The following is a 15,018-nucleotide window of genomic DNA, read 5'->3' as shown; positions in this document are numbered from 1 at the left end:
ATGACCGAATTCGACGTGAACAACTTCGACGCGCTTCGCATCTCCCTCGCGAGCGCCGACGATATCCGCAGCTGGTCGCACGGCGAGGTCAAGAAGCCCGAGACCATCAACTACCGCACGCTCAAGCCCGAAAAGGACGGCCTGTACTGCGAGAAGATCTTCGGTCCTACCAAGGACTGGGAGTGCGCCTGCGGCAAGTACAAGCGCGTTCGCTTCAAGGGCATCGTCTGCGAGCGCTGCGGCGTCGAAGTGACCCGCAGCAAGGTTCGCCGCGAGCGCATGGGCCATATCGAGCTCGCTGCGCCCGTGTCCCATATCTGGTACTTCAAGGGCAGCCCGAGCCGTCTTGGCTACCTGCTCGACATCCCGCCGAAAGAGCTGGAGAAGGTGCTGTATTTCGCCAGCTCCATCATCACTTCGGTTGACAAGGAAGGCCGCGACGAGGACGCTGACGAGCTCCGTGACGAGCTTGCCGCCGACCTCGAGGAACTCGACGCCGAGCGCGACCGCCTCATCGAGGCGACGCGCCGACTGGGCACCGACTACGTGCCGGGAGACGACGACTTCGTCGATGAGATCGACGAGGACGAGCGCCTGACCCCCGAAGAGGTCGAGGCCGAGATCGCCGATATCCACGAGGAGTTCATCGAGCGCAAGCAGCTGCGTCAGGACGCCTTCGAGGCCTTCATGAAGATCGAGCCCAAGCAGCTCGTTCCCGAAGAGGCGCTCTATCGCGAGATGCGCATGAACTACAAGAACTACTTCACTGGCGGCATGGGTGCCGAGGCGGTGCGCGACCTGCTTGATGCAATGGACCTCGAAGAGGCCGCCGAAGAGCTGCGCGACACCATCGCCAACGGCAAGGGCCAGAAGCGTGCGAAGGCGATCAAGCGTCTGAAGGTCGTCGACGCGTTCCTGAAGTCCGACAACAAGCCCTCCGACATGATCTTGGACGTCATCCCGGTCATCCCGCCCGACCTGCGCCCGATGGTGCAGCTCGACGGCGGCCGCTTCGCGACGTCCGACTTGAACGATCTGTACCGCCGCGTAATCAACCGCAACAACCGCTTGAAGCGCCTGCTCGACCTCGGCGCTCCCGAGATCATCGTGAACAACGAGAAGCGCATGCTCCAGGAAGCGGTCGACAGCCTCTTCGACAACGGTCGCCGCGGCCGCCCCGTCACGGGCCCGGGCAACCGTCCGCTGAAGTCGCTCTCCGACATGCTCAAGGGCAAGCAGGGCCGCTTCCGCCAGAACCTGCTCGGCAAGCGCGTCGACTACTCCGGCCGTTCGGTTATCGTCGTCGGCCCGTCGCTCAAGCTGCATCAGTGCGGCCTGCCGCAGCAGATGGCCCTCGAGCTGTTCAAGCCCTTCGTCATGAAGCGCCTGGTCGAGCTCGAATACGCCGCCAACATCAAGGCTGCGAAGCGTGCTGTCGATCGTGGCGCGAGCTACGTGTGGGACGTTCTCGAGGAAGTCATCGTCGAGCATCCCGTGCTTTTGAACCGCGCACCTACCCTGCACCGTCTGGGCATCCAGGCGTTCGAGCCGGTGCTCGTCGAAGGCAAGGCCATCAAGCTCCATCCGCTCGTCTGCACGGCGTTCAACGCTGACTTCGACGGCGACCAGATGGCTGTGCACGTTCCTCTGGGAGCCGAGGCCCAGGCCGAGGCGCGCGTGCTCATGCTTTCCGCCAACAATATCAAATCCCCTGCTCATGGTCGTCCTCTGACCGTGCCGACGCAGGACATGATCATCGGCGTGTACTACCTGACCGCCGCTCGCGATAACTTCCCGGGCGAGGGTCGCGCGTTCGTGAACTTCGCGGACGCCGTGAACGCGCACGACGCTCATGCCGACGTCGACCTGCAGGCCAAGATCTGGGTTCGCCTTTCGGAGGACACCCAGGTTGCCACCGCGTTCCACACCTATGAGGAGCACAAGGCTGGCACGCGCCTCGAGACGACCATCGGCCGCATCATCTTCAACAACGTCTTCCCGGACGACTATCCGTTCATGAACTACCAGATGAACAAGAAGGAAATCGGCCGCTTGGTCGAGGACGTGTGCAACCGCTACGACCTCGCCGACGTGCCGCCGATCCTCGACGGTCTGAAGGAGACGGGCTTCCACTACGCCACGCTCGCGGGCATTACCGTTTCGGTGTACGACGCGACGGTGCCGCCCAACAAGAAGGAGATTCTCGACGATGCCGAGGCCAAGGTCGACGCCATCGACGAGGATTACGAGATGGGTCTCATGAGCCCCGAAGAGCGTCACAAGCAGGTCGTCGACATCTGGACCGATGCGAACGAGAAGGTTGGCGACGCGATGTCGGCCAACTTCGACCACTACAACCCCATCTACATGATGGCTGACTCCGGTGCTCGTGGTAACATCAAGCAGATTCGCCAGCTCGCAGGCATGCGCGGCCTCATGGCCGACACGAAGGGCCAGACGATCGACATTCCGGTTAAGTCGAACTTCCGCGAGGGCCTGTCGGTGTTGGAGTACTTCATTTCCACGCACGGTACTCGAAAGGGCATGGCCGACACGGCGCTTCGTACCGCTGACTCCGGTTACCTCACGCGTCGTCTCGTCGACGTCGCGCAGGAAGTTATCGTCCGCGAGATCGACTGCGGCACCGCCGAGGGCGTGCCCTACCCGCTGTACAACGAGAAGGGCGAGCTCGACGAGAACCTCATCGGCCGTTGCCTGCTCGAGTCCGCTGTGGGCACCGACGGCACGGTGGTCCTCGAGGGCGACAACTACATCTCCTCCATGGATCAGCTGGCCGAGATGGCGGCTGCGGGTATCGAGGAAGTGACCATCCGCACGGTCATGACCTGCCATGCCGAGCACGGTGTTTGCCAGAAGTGCTATGGCTGGGACCTTGCGACGGCGCGCCCGGTCAACATCGGCACGGCAGTCGGCATCATCGCAGCTCAGTCCATCGGCGAGCCGGGCACGCAGCTTACGATGCGTACCTTCCACGCCGGCGGCGTCGCGGGCGAGGACATCACGCAGGGCCTCCCGCGTGTTCAGGAACTTTTCGAGGCGCGCAAGCCGAAGGGCCAGGCCGTCCTCGCCGAGATCTCCGGCACGCTGCAGGTTTCCGGCGACAAGTCGTCCAAGACGCTCACGATCCACGACCAGGAAGGCAACTACCGCGAGTACGTCGTTTCCGCTCGCGCGACGCTGTTCCCCGGCGTGGAAGACGGCGGCGAGGTCAAGGTTGGCCAGCAGCTCACCAAGGGTTCGGTGAACCCGCACGACTTGCTGCGCCTGACCGACCCCAACACGACGCTTCGCTACATCGTTGCCCAGGTCCAGGGCGTGTACGTGTCCCAGGGCGTAGACATCAACGACAAGCACATCGAGGTCATCGCGCGCCAGATGCTGCGCAAGGTGGCCGTGCTCGACGCGGGCGATTCCGAGTTCCTCCCGGGCCGCCAGGTCAACCGATACGAGTTCGAGAACGTGGCGAACGCTCTGATTGCCGAGGGCAAGAACCCGCCGGTCGGCCAGCCGCTGCTTTTGGGTATCACCAAGGCTTCGCTCGCAACCGACTCGTTCCTGTCGGCTGCATCGTTCCAGGAGACCACCAGGGTTCTCACCGATGCCGCCATTGAGGGCAAGACCGACCACTTGGTTGGCCTGAAGGAGAACGTTATCATCGGCAAGCCGATTCCCGCTGGTACCGGCCTTAAGCGCTACCGCGAGGTGGGCCTTACCTACAAGGGCCGCCCGACGGGCAAGGTTATCGGCGATACGCTGCCGGACACCGCTCCCGACGCGCTGCGCGAGGTGGAAGAGCTTCTGCCGCAGCCGCAGGATTGGTCGCTCGACGGCGATGGCTACCTCAACTCCATGGGGTCGAGCTACGGCAACTACTACTCGGGCCTGTCGCTCGGGCATCGCGGTCCGCAGCTTTCCGACGAGGATGCGCGCCTGTACATCTTCGACGACCTGGGCGTTTCGCAGCGTTGGGCCAACAAGTTCAGCGAGGCGGGCATCGAAACGGTCGCCGATTTGGTGGGCCACACCGAGGAGGATCTCCTTCGCATCGAGGGCATCGGCGTGAAGGCGATCGAGGAGCTCAAGGAGGGCCTGAAGGAGCACGACCTGCTCTATGTCATCGAGGACGACCTTTCGGCATCCTCCGACGACATGAGCCAGCTGCTCGATATGGTCTTCAGCCCCGACGACAACATCCTCATCGGCGGTGACGAGCCGGCGACGTTCAACACGGAAGGCGAGGACATGCTCGGCGAGGCGCTGCCTCCGCGCAGCTACCATCGCAACCTCGAGGAGCTCGACGAGCTGCTCGGGTCGGTCGGCAACTTCGGCTTCAGCTTGAAGCACGCCGATGACGAGGAAGATTCCGACGATTCCGACGAGGACGAGGAATAATCACTCCGCCGCCCCCACGGGCGGCGGATCCACTTGACGCTGTGAGGCCCTGAGGCACTCAGCTTTGCCCCTGCGCATCGCGGCGCGTACCTTCCAAGTACGCAAGCGTGCGCACGGGCGATCCTGGGTACCTCGGGGCCTCTCGTCATTTTCCCGTGCAGGACAAGGAAGCCTCGCGGATAGGGGATTGTCCCCCTCGCAATCCGCATGGGGCGCCAGGTCAAGGAAAGGTGCATATGTCTGAGAAAACGTATGTCCCCGAAGGCGAGGTTGCCCCGTCTTCGCAGATCGCAACCACAATCGAGGCGCTCGCTGCGACAATTCGCGCGCGCCGGGATGCGTGCGAGGAAAGCTACACGCACCAGCTTCTCTATGGGCCGGCCGACAAACCGCTCAAGAAGGTGATGGAAGAGGCCGGGGAAGTGGGGCTTGCTGCCAAGGACGTCGAGTCCGAGCTCGTGATGCTGCGGGCGATGGAGCACCATGCGCACGGCCATGAAGCGCTGGTCGCTGCCGCGGGCGAGCGCGTTGATGCGTGCACCGACCACCTGCGCTATGAGGCGGCCGACGTAGTGTATCATCTTCTTGTTGTGCTCGAGCGTTATGGCATCGACTTGGATGAGTTTGCCGCCGAGCTCAACGAGCGCATGACCGACGAAGAGCGACCTTCGGGGGCGGTTCGCCTCAAGCAAGGCCACGTTAAAAGGGGTAAGTAGCCTATGGCACGTCTATTTGGAACCGACGGTGTCCGCGGAGTCGCGAACACCGAGCTCACCTGCGAGCTTGCCTATCGCTTGGGACAGGCTGCGGCCGTGTTTCTCGGCAAGAACATCGTGGTCGGCAAGGACACCCGCCTGTCGGGTGACATGCTGGAATCGGCGCTTGCCGCCGGCATCATGAGCGCGGGAGGGACCGAACTTTCGGTGGGGATTATCCCCACGCCTGCGGTTGCGCTGCTTGTGCGCGAGCTGCACGCCGACGGCGGTGCGGTGATCTCCGCTTCGCATAACCCGCCGGAGTACAACGGCATCAAGCTCTTCGACGCCGAGGGCTACAAGCTTCCCGACGAGGTGGAAGATAAGATTGAGGAGTTCATCAAGCAGGGCGGCCTCGAGGGTGCTGCTGCTCGAGCCGAGGAGGGTGCGGAAGGCGAGGACGCCGCCGCGATGCTTCCTGGCGACGAGGTGGGCGTTGCCCTCCCCGTTGACGAGGCCTGCGAGATCTACATCGAGCATGCTGTTCAGAGCGTGCGCGCGCAGGGCATCGACTTCTCGGGTATGCGCATCGCGCTCGACACGGGGCACGGTGCCTCGTCGCTCACGAGCGCTGAGGCCTTCCGCCGCTTGGGTGCGGAAGTCATCGCGATCAACGAGGACTTCGACGGCACCGACATCAACGTGAACTGCGGTTCCACCCATCTCGAACCGCTTGCCCAGCTTATGCGCGAAAGCGGTGCAGACGTCGGCGTGGCGCACGACGGCGATGCCGACCGCGTGATGCTCATGACGCCCGACGGCACCGAGATCGACGGCGACATGGTCGAGGCCGTGTGCGCGCTCGACATGAAGCGCCGCGGGTGCCTGCCCGAGGACACCGTCGTGTCCACCGTGATGTGCAACCTCGGGTTTGTCCATGCGATGCGCGACAACGGCATCACTGTCGTGCAGACGAAGGTGGGCGACCGCTATGTACTCGAGGAGATGCGCGCGAAGGGCTACGCCATCGGCGGCGAGCAATCGGGCCACATGATCCTGCTTGAGCACAACTCCACGGGGGACGGCCTTATGACGGCTTGCCAGTTCCTTGCGGCGGTGAAGCGCGCGGGCACGCCGGTGGCCGACGTCGTTTCCATCATGAAGAAGTTCCCGCAGACGCTTATCAACGTGCGGGTGCGCGACAAGCATGCGGTTGAAGGTAACGAGGCTATCGCCGCCGCCGTCGCGAAGGCCGAGGAAGCGCTTGGCGATTCGGGCCGCGTGCTGCTGCGCCCAAGCGGCACGGAGCCTGTGGTTCGCGTGATGGTCGAGGCGGAGGACGCGGACGCCGCGAAGGCCCACGCCGAGGCGATTGCCGCTGTTGTTGAGGCCGAAATCTAGAAGATATCGCATATCGCCCCTGTTCATCGGGGGCGATTTCTTTCCTGGTGCGCGAGGTGAGGGAGACCCATGGCATACGAGATCATAGTCGCGAAGTTCACCCCCGACGAGCCGGATGAGCGCATCGATGCCGTGCTGCCCGACGGTGTCGTCGGCATCGGGGCGAAGGCGTTTCGCTTCAAGGGCGAGGTGCGCTCCTTGCGCGCCCCCCAAAGCCTCATCGAGGTGGGGGATGCCGCTTTCGACGGCTGCCGCAACCTCGTGCAGGTCGACTTTCCGGGCGATGTCGCCATGGTGGGAAAGCGCGCTTTCCAACACTGCACCTCGCTGCGCGAGATAACGTTTGCCGACACGCTCGGCTGCATCGACGACGCTACGTTCCAAGGCGCGACTTCGCTTTCCCGCGTCGTGGCGCCCGGGGTGACCGAAATCAACCGCTACGCCTTCCAGCGCTGCACCTCGCTTGTCGACGTGCAGTTCGGAGCCTTGGAGACGATCGGGCGCCGCGCGTTCGCGAGCTGTACCGAACTTGAGCGGATTGAGCTGCCCAGCACGTTGAAGGTGATCGGGGAAGAGGCCTTTTCGGGATGCCAAGCCCTTCGCGAGGTTGTGATCCCCGAGAGTGTGGAGGAGATCGAGCCGTGGGCGTTTCGCGGATGCACCAGCCTCGATGCCGCGTCGATTCCCGATAGCGTCGTGCAGCGTTTCCCCGAGTCGTTCACGCAAGAGGTTGCGGCGAGGGCGGGGGTCGTTCTGAAGACTGAGCGCACGCGGCTTTCGGCAGCATTCCAGGATGCGCATGAAGTGGATCGGGCGGAGCTCATGGCCGATGGCAAGCGCCTGTGCGCCGAAGAGGACGAGCTGCGCAAACAGCTCGCTGGCTTGGGCATGTTCGCGCGTGCGGAGAAGGAGCGGATCCAGGCGCGGCTCGACGAGGTGGAAGGCCAGCTTGCGGAGGTGCGCGATTTGATCGACGCGCTCGACAACCCGACCGACGAGGAGCTGCTCGCGATGCTGTAGCAAGCAGGGCGTGCGTGCGGCTTGCGTGCGGCGTGCGGGTTGCGCGAGGCGCACGGAATCGCGAAGGAAGCATGTCCTGCATGGGAATCGTACGCCGTATCCTGCGAGCAAGGAAAAAGCCAGGGGCGATGTGAAGTCGCACCCTGGCTTTTCTCGCTCTTGTGGACAAGCTCGCCTTTTCCCTTGGAGAGTCCTGGCAAGCCTCTTCCTCTGGACGTTCTGCCCTCCTCTTTTTTGGGAATCGCTTTCGTTATTTCCTCCTGTTGGAGAAGCGAATGGCTGCGGCAAGTGCGCGCACGAGCAGGCTTGGCTTGTGCGGCGGTTGCTCGATGTGGGGCAAGATCGCCGTGGTCGTCACTTCCTCGGCGGGCTCGATGGCATCGGGCTCGAGCGCTGGCTCGCTGGTGCCGGCCGCGTCAGCGGAAGGGGAGCCGCTAGCCGCGTCAGCGGGAGCGGCACTGCTCGTTGCGCTCATCGCCTCTGGAGGAACCGTTGCGGTCTCCGAGGTCGCGGGAGTTGCCGTGCCCGCACTCGGCGCCACGTTCGTCGCGCCTTCGACCGCCTCGCGCTTCTCCACCTCGCGCTCGACTTCCACCTCGGTGCTCATGCGCGCTTTAAGCCGCGCCTCGTCCATGAAGTGCGCCTGCGAGTCGAATCGAATCGTCTTGCCCTCGGGGCTGACCTGCGCGAAGAACCCAAGCGGCGTGTAGCGGCGGTTGGGAAGCAGCTCGCGCAGCTTCGCCGTGTCGGAAAGTGAGACGTCGATGTAGGACAAAATGCGGTCGCGCAGCTTCTCGTCGAGCACGGGCCAGGCGATTTCCACACGCTTATCCATGTTGCGCGTCATGAGGTCGGCGCTCGCCAGGTAGACCTTCATGTTCGCGCGCGGCCCAAAGCCGTAGATGCGGCTGTGCTCGAGCATGCGCCCGACGATGGACACGACGCGCACGTTCTCGGTGTAGCCTTCCACGCCTGGGACCAGGCACGATATCCCGCGAACGAGCATGACGGTCTTCACGCCCGCCTGCGATGCCTCGGCGATCTTGTCGATGATCTCCTTGTCGGTGACTGAGTTCGTCTTGAAGAACAGCCCACACGGCTCGTCGCGGTGCGCAAGCTCGATCTGGTGGTCGATGTTCTTCAGAATGAGCGGCTTCACCTGCAGGGGCGCCACCCACAGCACGTCGTAGTTGTCCGACACGTTCTCAAGCGCCATGTTGCGGAAGAACTCCGTCGCATCGCGGCCGATTGTGGGGCTCGTCGTGATAAGCGACAGGTCGGTGTAGAGCTTCGCCGTCTTCTCGTTGTAATTGCCCGTGCCGAGCTGCGTGATGTGCTGGATGCCGTCGTCGGTCTGGCGGGTGATGCAGCAGATCTTGCTGTGCACCTTGTAGTCGCGGAAACCGTAGATGACGTTGCATCCGGCCTGCTCAAAACGCTGCGACCATTCGATATTGTTGCTCTCGTCGAAGCGGGCGCGCAGTTCGAACAGCGCGGTGACCTCCTTGCCGTTCTCGGCGGCGTCGATGAGCGCCTCGGCGAGATGCGACTGGCTGGCCAGGCGGTAGAGCGTGATCTTAATCGAGATGACGCGCGGGTCGCGCGACGCCTCGCGCAGAAGCTGCACGAACGGGTCCATGCTTTCGTAGGGGTAGGAAAGCAGCACGTCGCCGCCTGCCGTGACCTGCTCCATGATGGGGCGTTTGCGGTCGAGGCACGCCGGCCACTGCGGCGTGAACGGCGGATACATGAGCGCTGCGCACTGCTTTTCGGAAAGATGCGATGCCAAACCCCAGGTGAAGCTCAAATCGAGCGGCACCGACGTCGTGAACACCTGGTGCTTCTTCAGGTTCAGGCGATCGAGCAGCAGCGGCTCGAGGGTATCGGAGAGCTCGCGCTCGCTCTCGAGGCGTACTGGGGCTAAGCGCGCGCGCTTCTTCAGGATGCGCTTCATGTGCTCGCGATAGTCCTCGTCGTTCTCGTCGGTGGACTCCGTCGCGTCGATGTCGGCGTTGCGCGTGACGCAGATGACGTTGGTGTGCTTCACGGTGTACATGGAAAACACCTGCTCGGCAACCATTTCCACCACATGCTCAAGCAGGATGAACGAAAAGCCATCGCCCGGCAGCTTCACGACGCGCGCGCACTGTCGCGGCAGGGGGATGAGCCCGAGCATGGTTCCCTCGGCGCCGACGTTCTGCGAAAGGGAGGCGCTCTTCGCAGGCTCCTTCGCTGGCTTGCCCTTGCTCTTTTTGCCTTTCTTGCCCTTCTTCTTCTGCTCGCTTTTCGCCTGCTCCTGGGCGTTGTCGGCTTCCTCATCGAGGCGCACGACGATGTAGAGCGCGCCGTTTTCCAGATGCGGGAAGGGGTGGCGGGCGTTGATAATCTGCGGGGAGAGGAACGGCGTCACGTTGGCCTCGGCGTATTCCGCCAGGTAGGCGCGCTGCTCGTCGGTGAGCTCGTCGGGACGAACGTGCGTGACCCCCACCTTGCTCAGCAGCAGGCGAACCTGCTCGAAAGTGCACTCGTAGGCGGGGTAGAGCTCATGACAGCGCAGATAGATGGCGCGAAGCTGCTCGGAGGGCGTCATGTTGGACTTGGAATCGACGATGTGCTTTTTCACGAGCGACAGGTCGGTCAGGCTGCCGACGCGCACCATGAAGAATTCCTGCAGGTTGCTCCAGAAGATGGAGATGAAGTTCAGGCGCTGCAGAAGCGGGACCGACTCGTCGGCGCCCTGCTCGAGCACGCGTTCGTTGAAGTCGAGCCACGACAGCTCGCGGTTCTGAAGATAGGGTGCGGGATTGCCAGCTGCGGGAATGACCTGGTCTGATGAAGTGGGATTGTCGTTGGCCATGCAGAGCCTCCTTGATGTGCATGATGACACGTTCTTCGCGCTACCTTCCATGATAACGCGCTGCGGGATGATGAGGTGAAAGCGTTACTGAGCCTTGACTCTTGGGCAAGGCGTATTGCCCAGCATGCGCTCGATGAGATAGCCTTCGCGCACGCCGCGCTTGCATATCTGCAGCTCGCGGGCACCAAGTTCTCGCATGAGCGTGCTGAGAATGACGCAGCCCGGTCCGACCGTGTGGATGCGCTCGGGGACGGCGCGCGCTGCAAGGTGGGCGAATTTCGACGGGTTGCTCTCCAGCAGATCGAGCAGCGCGTCGAAGTGCGCGGGCGTGAGGGTTCTCGGCCGGCAGGGCTCGCCGGTCATCTGGGCATAGAGCTTTGCGGCGGCACGAGCGCTTCCCCCGACGCCAAAGAGCGTTTCGGCGCGATATTTCTGCAAGTCAACGGGAGTTTCCGCGACGCGTTTGAGGAACGCGTGCTCGATTGCTTCGACCTCGCTCGCCTGGGGCATGACAAACTCCACGTATCCGGCGTAAGAGGAAAGCGAGCCCTGCCCGATGCTTACGTCGTCGAAGTCGCGCCCTTTCTCGACGCGGATGAGCTCGGTCGATCCGCCGCCCAAATCGACCACGGTGCCCTTCTCAATCGTGCGATCGCATGAGGCCCCGGTGAAGCTGAGATGCGCCTCGTCGCGGGCGGAAAGCAAGTTCACGGGAGTGCCGATGGCCTTCTCGATCGCGCTGATGGCTTCGCGGGAGTTCGTGCAGTTGCGCAGCACGGCGGTGGCGAAGATGTCAGTGCGCACGCAGTTGAAGTAACGCGCGCGTTTCAGGTGCCCGGAGAGCACGTCGACCGCGCGGGCGATGCCTTCCGGGGTGAATTCGCCCGCATCAACGTAGGCCGAAAGCCCCGCCATCACTTTGTCGTTGATGATGCTTCGGAAGTCCTTGCAGGTGATGGGCTTCTTTTTGCTTATGCCGTCCTTCACGTCGAAGATGACGAGGCGCACAGAATTCGACCCCAGGTCGATTACGCCGTAATTTGCCATAGTGCTATCCGTTTCCTGTTAAGCTCGGTTTTTCTCCATCCTAGCGTAGCGCTTCGGGCAATGGGGAAATCTTTACGCGTCCTTTACGCTCGCTCTGCTTGGACTTCGTGTTCGGGGCCAAATGGTAGGTTCGCGCGGGCGGCTTGTCGGCCGTCTGCCCTGCAAGGTTGAAGTGAGCTGTGACACCATGCGGCGATTGTGGGAAAATACGCAGCGAGAAAAGATAGCGATGCATGTTTAGAGGTAGATTTCCATGTCAGCCCAGTTCAACATTCGCCGTGCGTCGAGTCGCATGGTATCGGTACTCCAGCGTGAACTTGACCTGCCCCGTTTCGTCGCGGCAACGCTTGTCGGCCGCGGAATCGACACCCCGAAGGCGGCGCGCGCGTTTCTGTTTCCCTCGTTCAAGCACGATTGGCTCGACCCCTACCTGATTCCCGGGCTCGGCGGCGTCGTCGACGCGCTAGAGGACGCCGTGCGGAAGGGCCGCCGCATCCTCGTGTTCGGAGACTTCGACTTGGACGGCATATCTGCGACGACGGTTCTCACCCGTGGCCTGCGGGAACTCGGGGCCGACACGGTGCCGTTCATCCCGAAGCGCTTCGAGGAGGGCTACGGCATCACGGCAGCGGCGCTCGAGCGCGTGAAGACCTACGGCCCCGACTTCCTCGTGACGGTCGACTGCGGCATCGCCTGCAAGGCCGAGGTGAAGCTCGTGCAGGCGGCCGGAATCGACGTCGCGATCACCGACCATCACGAGCCCACGGACCTGGTCCCCGAAGACGTGCCCGTTGCCGACCCGAAGATTGATGCCACGTGCCAAAGCTGCGTGCTCGCCGGTGCGGGCGTGGCGCTGAAGCTCGTGCAGGCGCTCGGTGCTCGCTTCGGCAAGCCCTACCTCTGGCGCGATTTCGTCGACTTCGCAACGCTTGGCACGGTGGCCGACCTCATGCCGATGCTCGGCGAGAACCGTCCGCTCGTGATCGAGGGCATCAAGATGATGAACAAGGCGCCGCGCCCGTGCATCGCCGCGCTGCTTGAAACCTCGGGGGCGGTCGGCAAGCCCCTCACCAGCACGAACCTCAGCTTCTCGCTCATTCCGCGCCTCAACGCCGCAGGGCGTATGGGTAACGCCGACTTGGCGCTCAACCTGCTCATGTCCGACGATTTCGACGAGGCGTACCGCTTGGCAACCGAGCTCGAAGGGCTCAACGACCAGCGCCGTGCGATCGAGGCGGAGCTCTCCGAGATCGCGAAGGTCCAGGCCGCGGAAATCTACCACGGCCAGCGCGCGCTCGTCGTTGCGGGCGAGGGGTGGCACGAGGGCGTGAAGGGCATCGTCGCGAGCCGCCTAGTCGGCATCTACGGCGTGCCGTGCATCCTTTTGACCATCGACGGCGACGAGGCGCGCGGCTCGGGCCGAAGCGTGGGGCGCGTGAACCTGTTCGCCGCGGTCGAATCGACGTCTGACCTGCTTGTTCGCTTCGGCGGACACGAGGCGGCGGTGGGCATCACGCTCAAAACCAAGGACATCCCCGCGTTTTCGAAGGCGCTCTGCGACTACCTCGACAAGCTGCCCGAAGACGACTTCCACCCGCTCATCGAGATCGACACGTGCATCAACCTTGATGAGCTCACGCTCGAAACGGTGGGCGCACTGAAGCAAGTCGCCCCCTTCGGTCAGGAGAACCCGACGCCGTGCTTCCTCGCGCGCGACGTGCTGCTCACCCATTGCCGCGCGGTCGGCGCCGAGAAGAACCACTTCTCGTGCACGCTCACGAACGGCCGCACATCGATTTCGGGCATCATGTTCCACTGCACCGACATCGACATGCTCATGACGACCGACAGCGTGGTGAACGCGGCGTTCCAGGTGGAAATCGACACCTGGCGCGGGCGCAAGTCGGTGAAGGCAATGCTTCAGTCCATCACGCCTGCTCGCACGTGCCCTGCGCTCGAGGCGTGCCTCGAGCCGGAGAACCTGTCGTTCGCGGCCGACCTGTACGCCACGAGCGACGCGGAGCTTTGCGAGGACTGCTGTGAGAGCCCCGAGGACATCGAGGCATACGAGGCGGAGCGCGAGAAGAACCGCGCGCTATGGGAACAGAAGGCACAAAGCGACCCCGACGCGCTCGAGAACGCGGTGGTGCGGGCAATCATCGGCGATCGCGAGCTGCACAAATCGCAGCGTGTGGTGCTCTCGAGCCTTCGCGCTGGGAACTCCGTGCTCGCCGTCATGGCGACGGGGCGCGGCAAGTCGCTCACCTTCCAAGTGCATGCGGCATGTGAGGCGCTCGCGCACCATACGGCGAGCCTGTTCGTCTACCCGTTGCGTGCGCTTATCGCTGACCAGGCGTTTCATATCAACGAGGCGCTCGCGCCCTTCGGAATCAACGCGTGCACGCTCACGGGGGAAAGCGCGCCTGACGAGCGCCGCCAGGTTTTTGCGGGCTTGAGGGATGGCTCGGTCGACATCGTGCTCACGACGCCGGAGTTCCTCGTGTGCCATGCTTCCGAGTTCGCGGCTACCGACCGCATCGGCTTCGTCGTGGTTGACGAGGCTCACCACATCGGCCTTTCGCGCGCGGGCCATCGCCCCGCATATGCGCAGCTCGGAAGCACTATCGCGCAGATGGGCAACCCGGTTGTGCTCGCGCTTACGGCGACTTCGGACGAGGCTGTCACCAGCGACATCGATCGTGTGCTTCCCGTGGCGGGGCACGTGGTGGACGACACCATGCGCACGAACCTCCACGTGGTCGATCAGCGCAACCTGCGCAATCGCGGCGACTACCTGGCAACGCTCGTCGCGCAGGGCGAGAAGAGCGTCATCTACGTGTCCTCGCGCGAGCAGTCGGTGGCACTCGCCCGCAACCTGCGCAAACGCGTGCCTCAGATGGCGCCGCTCATCGGCTTCTACAACGCGGGCCTTTCGCGCGCCGAGCGCACGCGCGTCGAGGAGCTGTTCCGCACGGGCGCGATCGCGGTGCTCGTGGCCACATCAGCGTTCGGCGAGGGCGTGGACATTCCCGACATCCGCAACGTCGTGCTTTTCCAGCTGCCGTACAACGAGATCGAGTTCAACCAGATGAGCGGACGTGCGGGGCGCGACGGCAAGGATGCGCGCGTGCATCTGCTGTTCGGGCGCTCGGACGTGAAGCACAACGACCGCATCTTGCAGGACATGACGCCCGATCACGATGTGCTTGCCGAGGTGTACCGCACGCTGCGAACGTGGCAGCGCAAGACGCCCGGCGAGTTCTTCGAGATGGCCGATGGCGAACTCGCGCACATCGTGAGCGGCGCGGGCTGCGAGATCACGGCGGCGTCGGCGGCGTGCGGCATCGCGGTCTTCCGCGAGCTGGGGCTTATCGAGACGCATGTGGCCTACGCGTCGGGCGAGGGCGCGCGCATGGTGCGTGTGAAGGAAGGCGCCGGGCGCGTGGAGCTGACCGACAGCGTGCGCTATCGTGAGGGATTAGGCGAGCGCGACATCTTCAAGGCCTTCTACGAGTGGGTGATCGACTGCGACTGCGCGCGCCTCGAGCAGCGTGTGTCCGGGCCCATCACCCCGCAGATGAAGCC

Annotated in this window: 7 protein-coding genes; 5 read left to right on the top strand and 2 right to left on the bottom strand. The window is 63.6% G+C overall.

What is annotated here, in order from left to right:
- The 4 genes from Q0I65_RS07675 to Q0I65_RS07660 all read left to right on the top strand — a co-directional run bounded on the left by Q0I65_RS07675 (nucleotide 1) and on the right by Q0I65_RS07660 (nucleotide 7,529).
- On the top strand, nucleotides 1-4,413 hold the full coding sequence (locus Q0I65_RS07675) for a DNA-directed RNA polymerase subunit beta' (RefSeq protein ID WP_296061976.1): 4,413 nt from the start codon (nucleotides 1-3) through the stop codon (nucleotides 4,411-4,413).
- 236 nt (nucleotides 4,414-4,649) lie between these two features.
- Nucleotides 4,650-5,129, top strand: a complete 480-nt coding sequence (locus tag Q0I65_RS07670; RefSeq protein ID WP_296061974.1) for a phosphoribosyl-ATP diphosphatase — start codon at nucleotides 4,650-4,652, stop codon at nucleotides 5,127-5,129.
- A 3-nt stretch (nucleotides 5,130-5,132) separates the two neighbouring features.
- Nucleotides 5,133-6,509, top strand: a complete 1,377-nt coding sequence (gene glmM, locus Q0I65_RS07665) for a phosphoglucosamine mutase (protein WP_296061971.1) — start codon at nucleotides 5,133-5,135, stop codon at nucleotides 6,507-6,509.
- Between the two features lie 69 nt (nucleotides 6,510-6,578).
- Nucleotides 6,579-7,529, top strand: coding sequence for a leucine-rich repeat domain-containing protein (locus tag Q0I65_RS07660; RefSeq protein ID WP_296061968.1), 951 nt, complete (start codon nucleotides 6,579-6,581; stop codon nucleotides 7,527-7,529).
- Between the two features lie 250 nt (nucleotides 7,530-7,779).
- Here the strand turns inward: Q0I65_RS07660 and ppk1 are convergent, their stop codons facing one another.
- Both ppk1 and Q0I65_RS07650 read right to left on the bottom strand, forming a co-directional pair.
- On the bottom strand, nucleotides 7,780-10,386 hold the full coding sequence (ppk1, locus tag Q0I65_RS07655) for a polyphosphate kinase 1 (RefSeq protein ID WP_296061966.1): 2,607 nt from the start codon (nucleotides 10,384-10,386) through the stop codon (nucleotides 7,780-7,782).
- Nucleotides 10,387-10,470: 84 nt separating this feature from the next.
- Complete coding sequence (locus Q0I65_RS07650) at nucleotides 10,471-11,433, bottom strand: exopolyphosphatase (protein ID WP_296061963.1); 963 nt, start codon at nucleotides 11,431-11,433, stop codon at nucleotides 10,471-10,473.
- A gap of 253 nt (nucleotides 11,434-11,686) precedes the next feature.
- On the opposite strand from Q0I65_RS07650, the gene recJ reads away from it, so the two are divergent.
- On the top strand, nucleotides 11,687-15,018 hold a 3,332-nt coding region (gene recJ, locus Q0I65_RS07645), incomplete at its 3' end, for a single-stranded-DNA-specific exonuclease RecJ (protein ID WP_296061961.1).

Origin of the sequence: uncultured Ellagibacter sp., from assembly GCF_934643285.1 — a bacterium.
Lineage (GTDB): Bacteria > Actinomycetota > Coriobacteriia > Coriobacteriales > Eggerthellaceae > Ellagibacter.
This window is presented reverse-complemented; position numbering and strand designations above follow the sequence as displayed.

What these genes read in the sequence shown, in the direction of transcription:
- Q0I65_RS07650 (WP_296061963.1), bottom strand. Translation starts at nt 11,433, where the DNA reads ATGGCAAATTACGGCGTAATCGACCTGGGGTCGAATTCTGTGCGCCTC.
- Q0I65_RS07670 (WP_296061974.1), top strand. Translation starts at nt 4,650, where the DNA reads ATGTCTGAGAAAACGTATGTCCCCGAAGGCGAGGTTGCCCCGTCTTCG.
- Q0I65_RS07675 (WP_296061976.1), top strand. Translation starts at nt 1, where the DNA reads ATGACCGAATTCGACGTGAACAACTTCGACGCGCTTCGCATCTCCCTC.
- Q0I65_RS07660 (WP_296061968.1), top strand. Translation starts at nt 6,579, where the DNA reads ATGGCATACGAGATCATAGTCGCGAAGTTCACCCCCGACGAGCCGGAT.
- ppk1 (WP_296061966.1), bottom strand. Translation starts at nt 10,386, where the DNA reads ATGGCCAACGACAATCCCACTTCATCAGACCAGGTCATTCCCGCAGCT.
- glmM (WP_296061971.1), top strand. Translation starts at nt 5,133, where the DNA reads ATGGCACGTCTATTTGGAACCGACGGTGTCCGCGGAGTCGCGAACACC.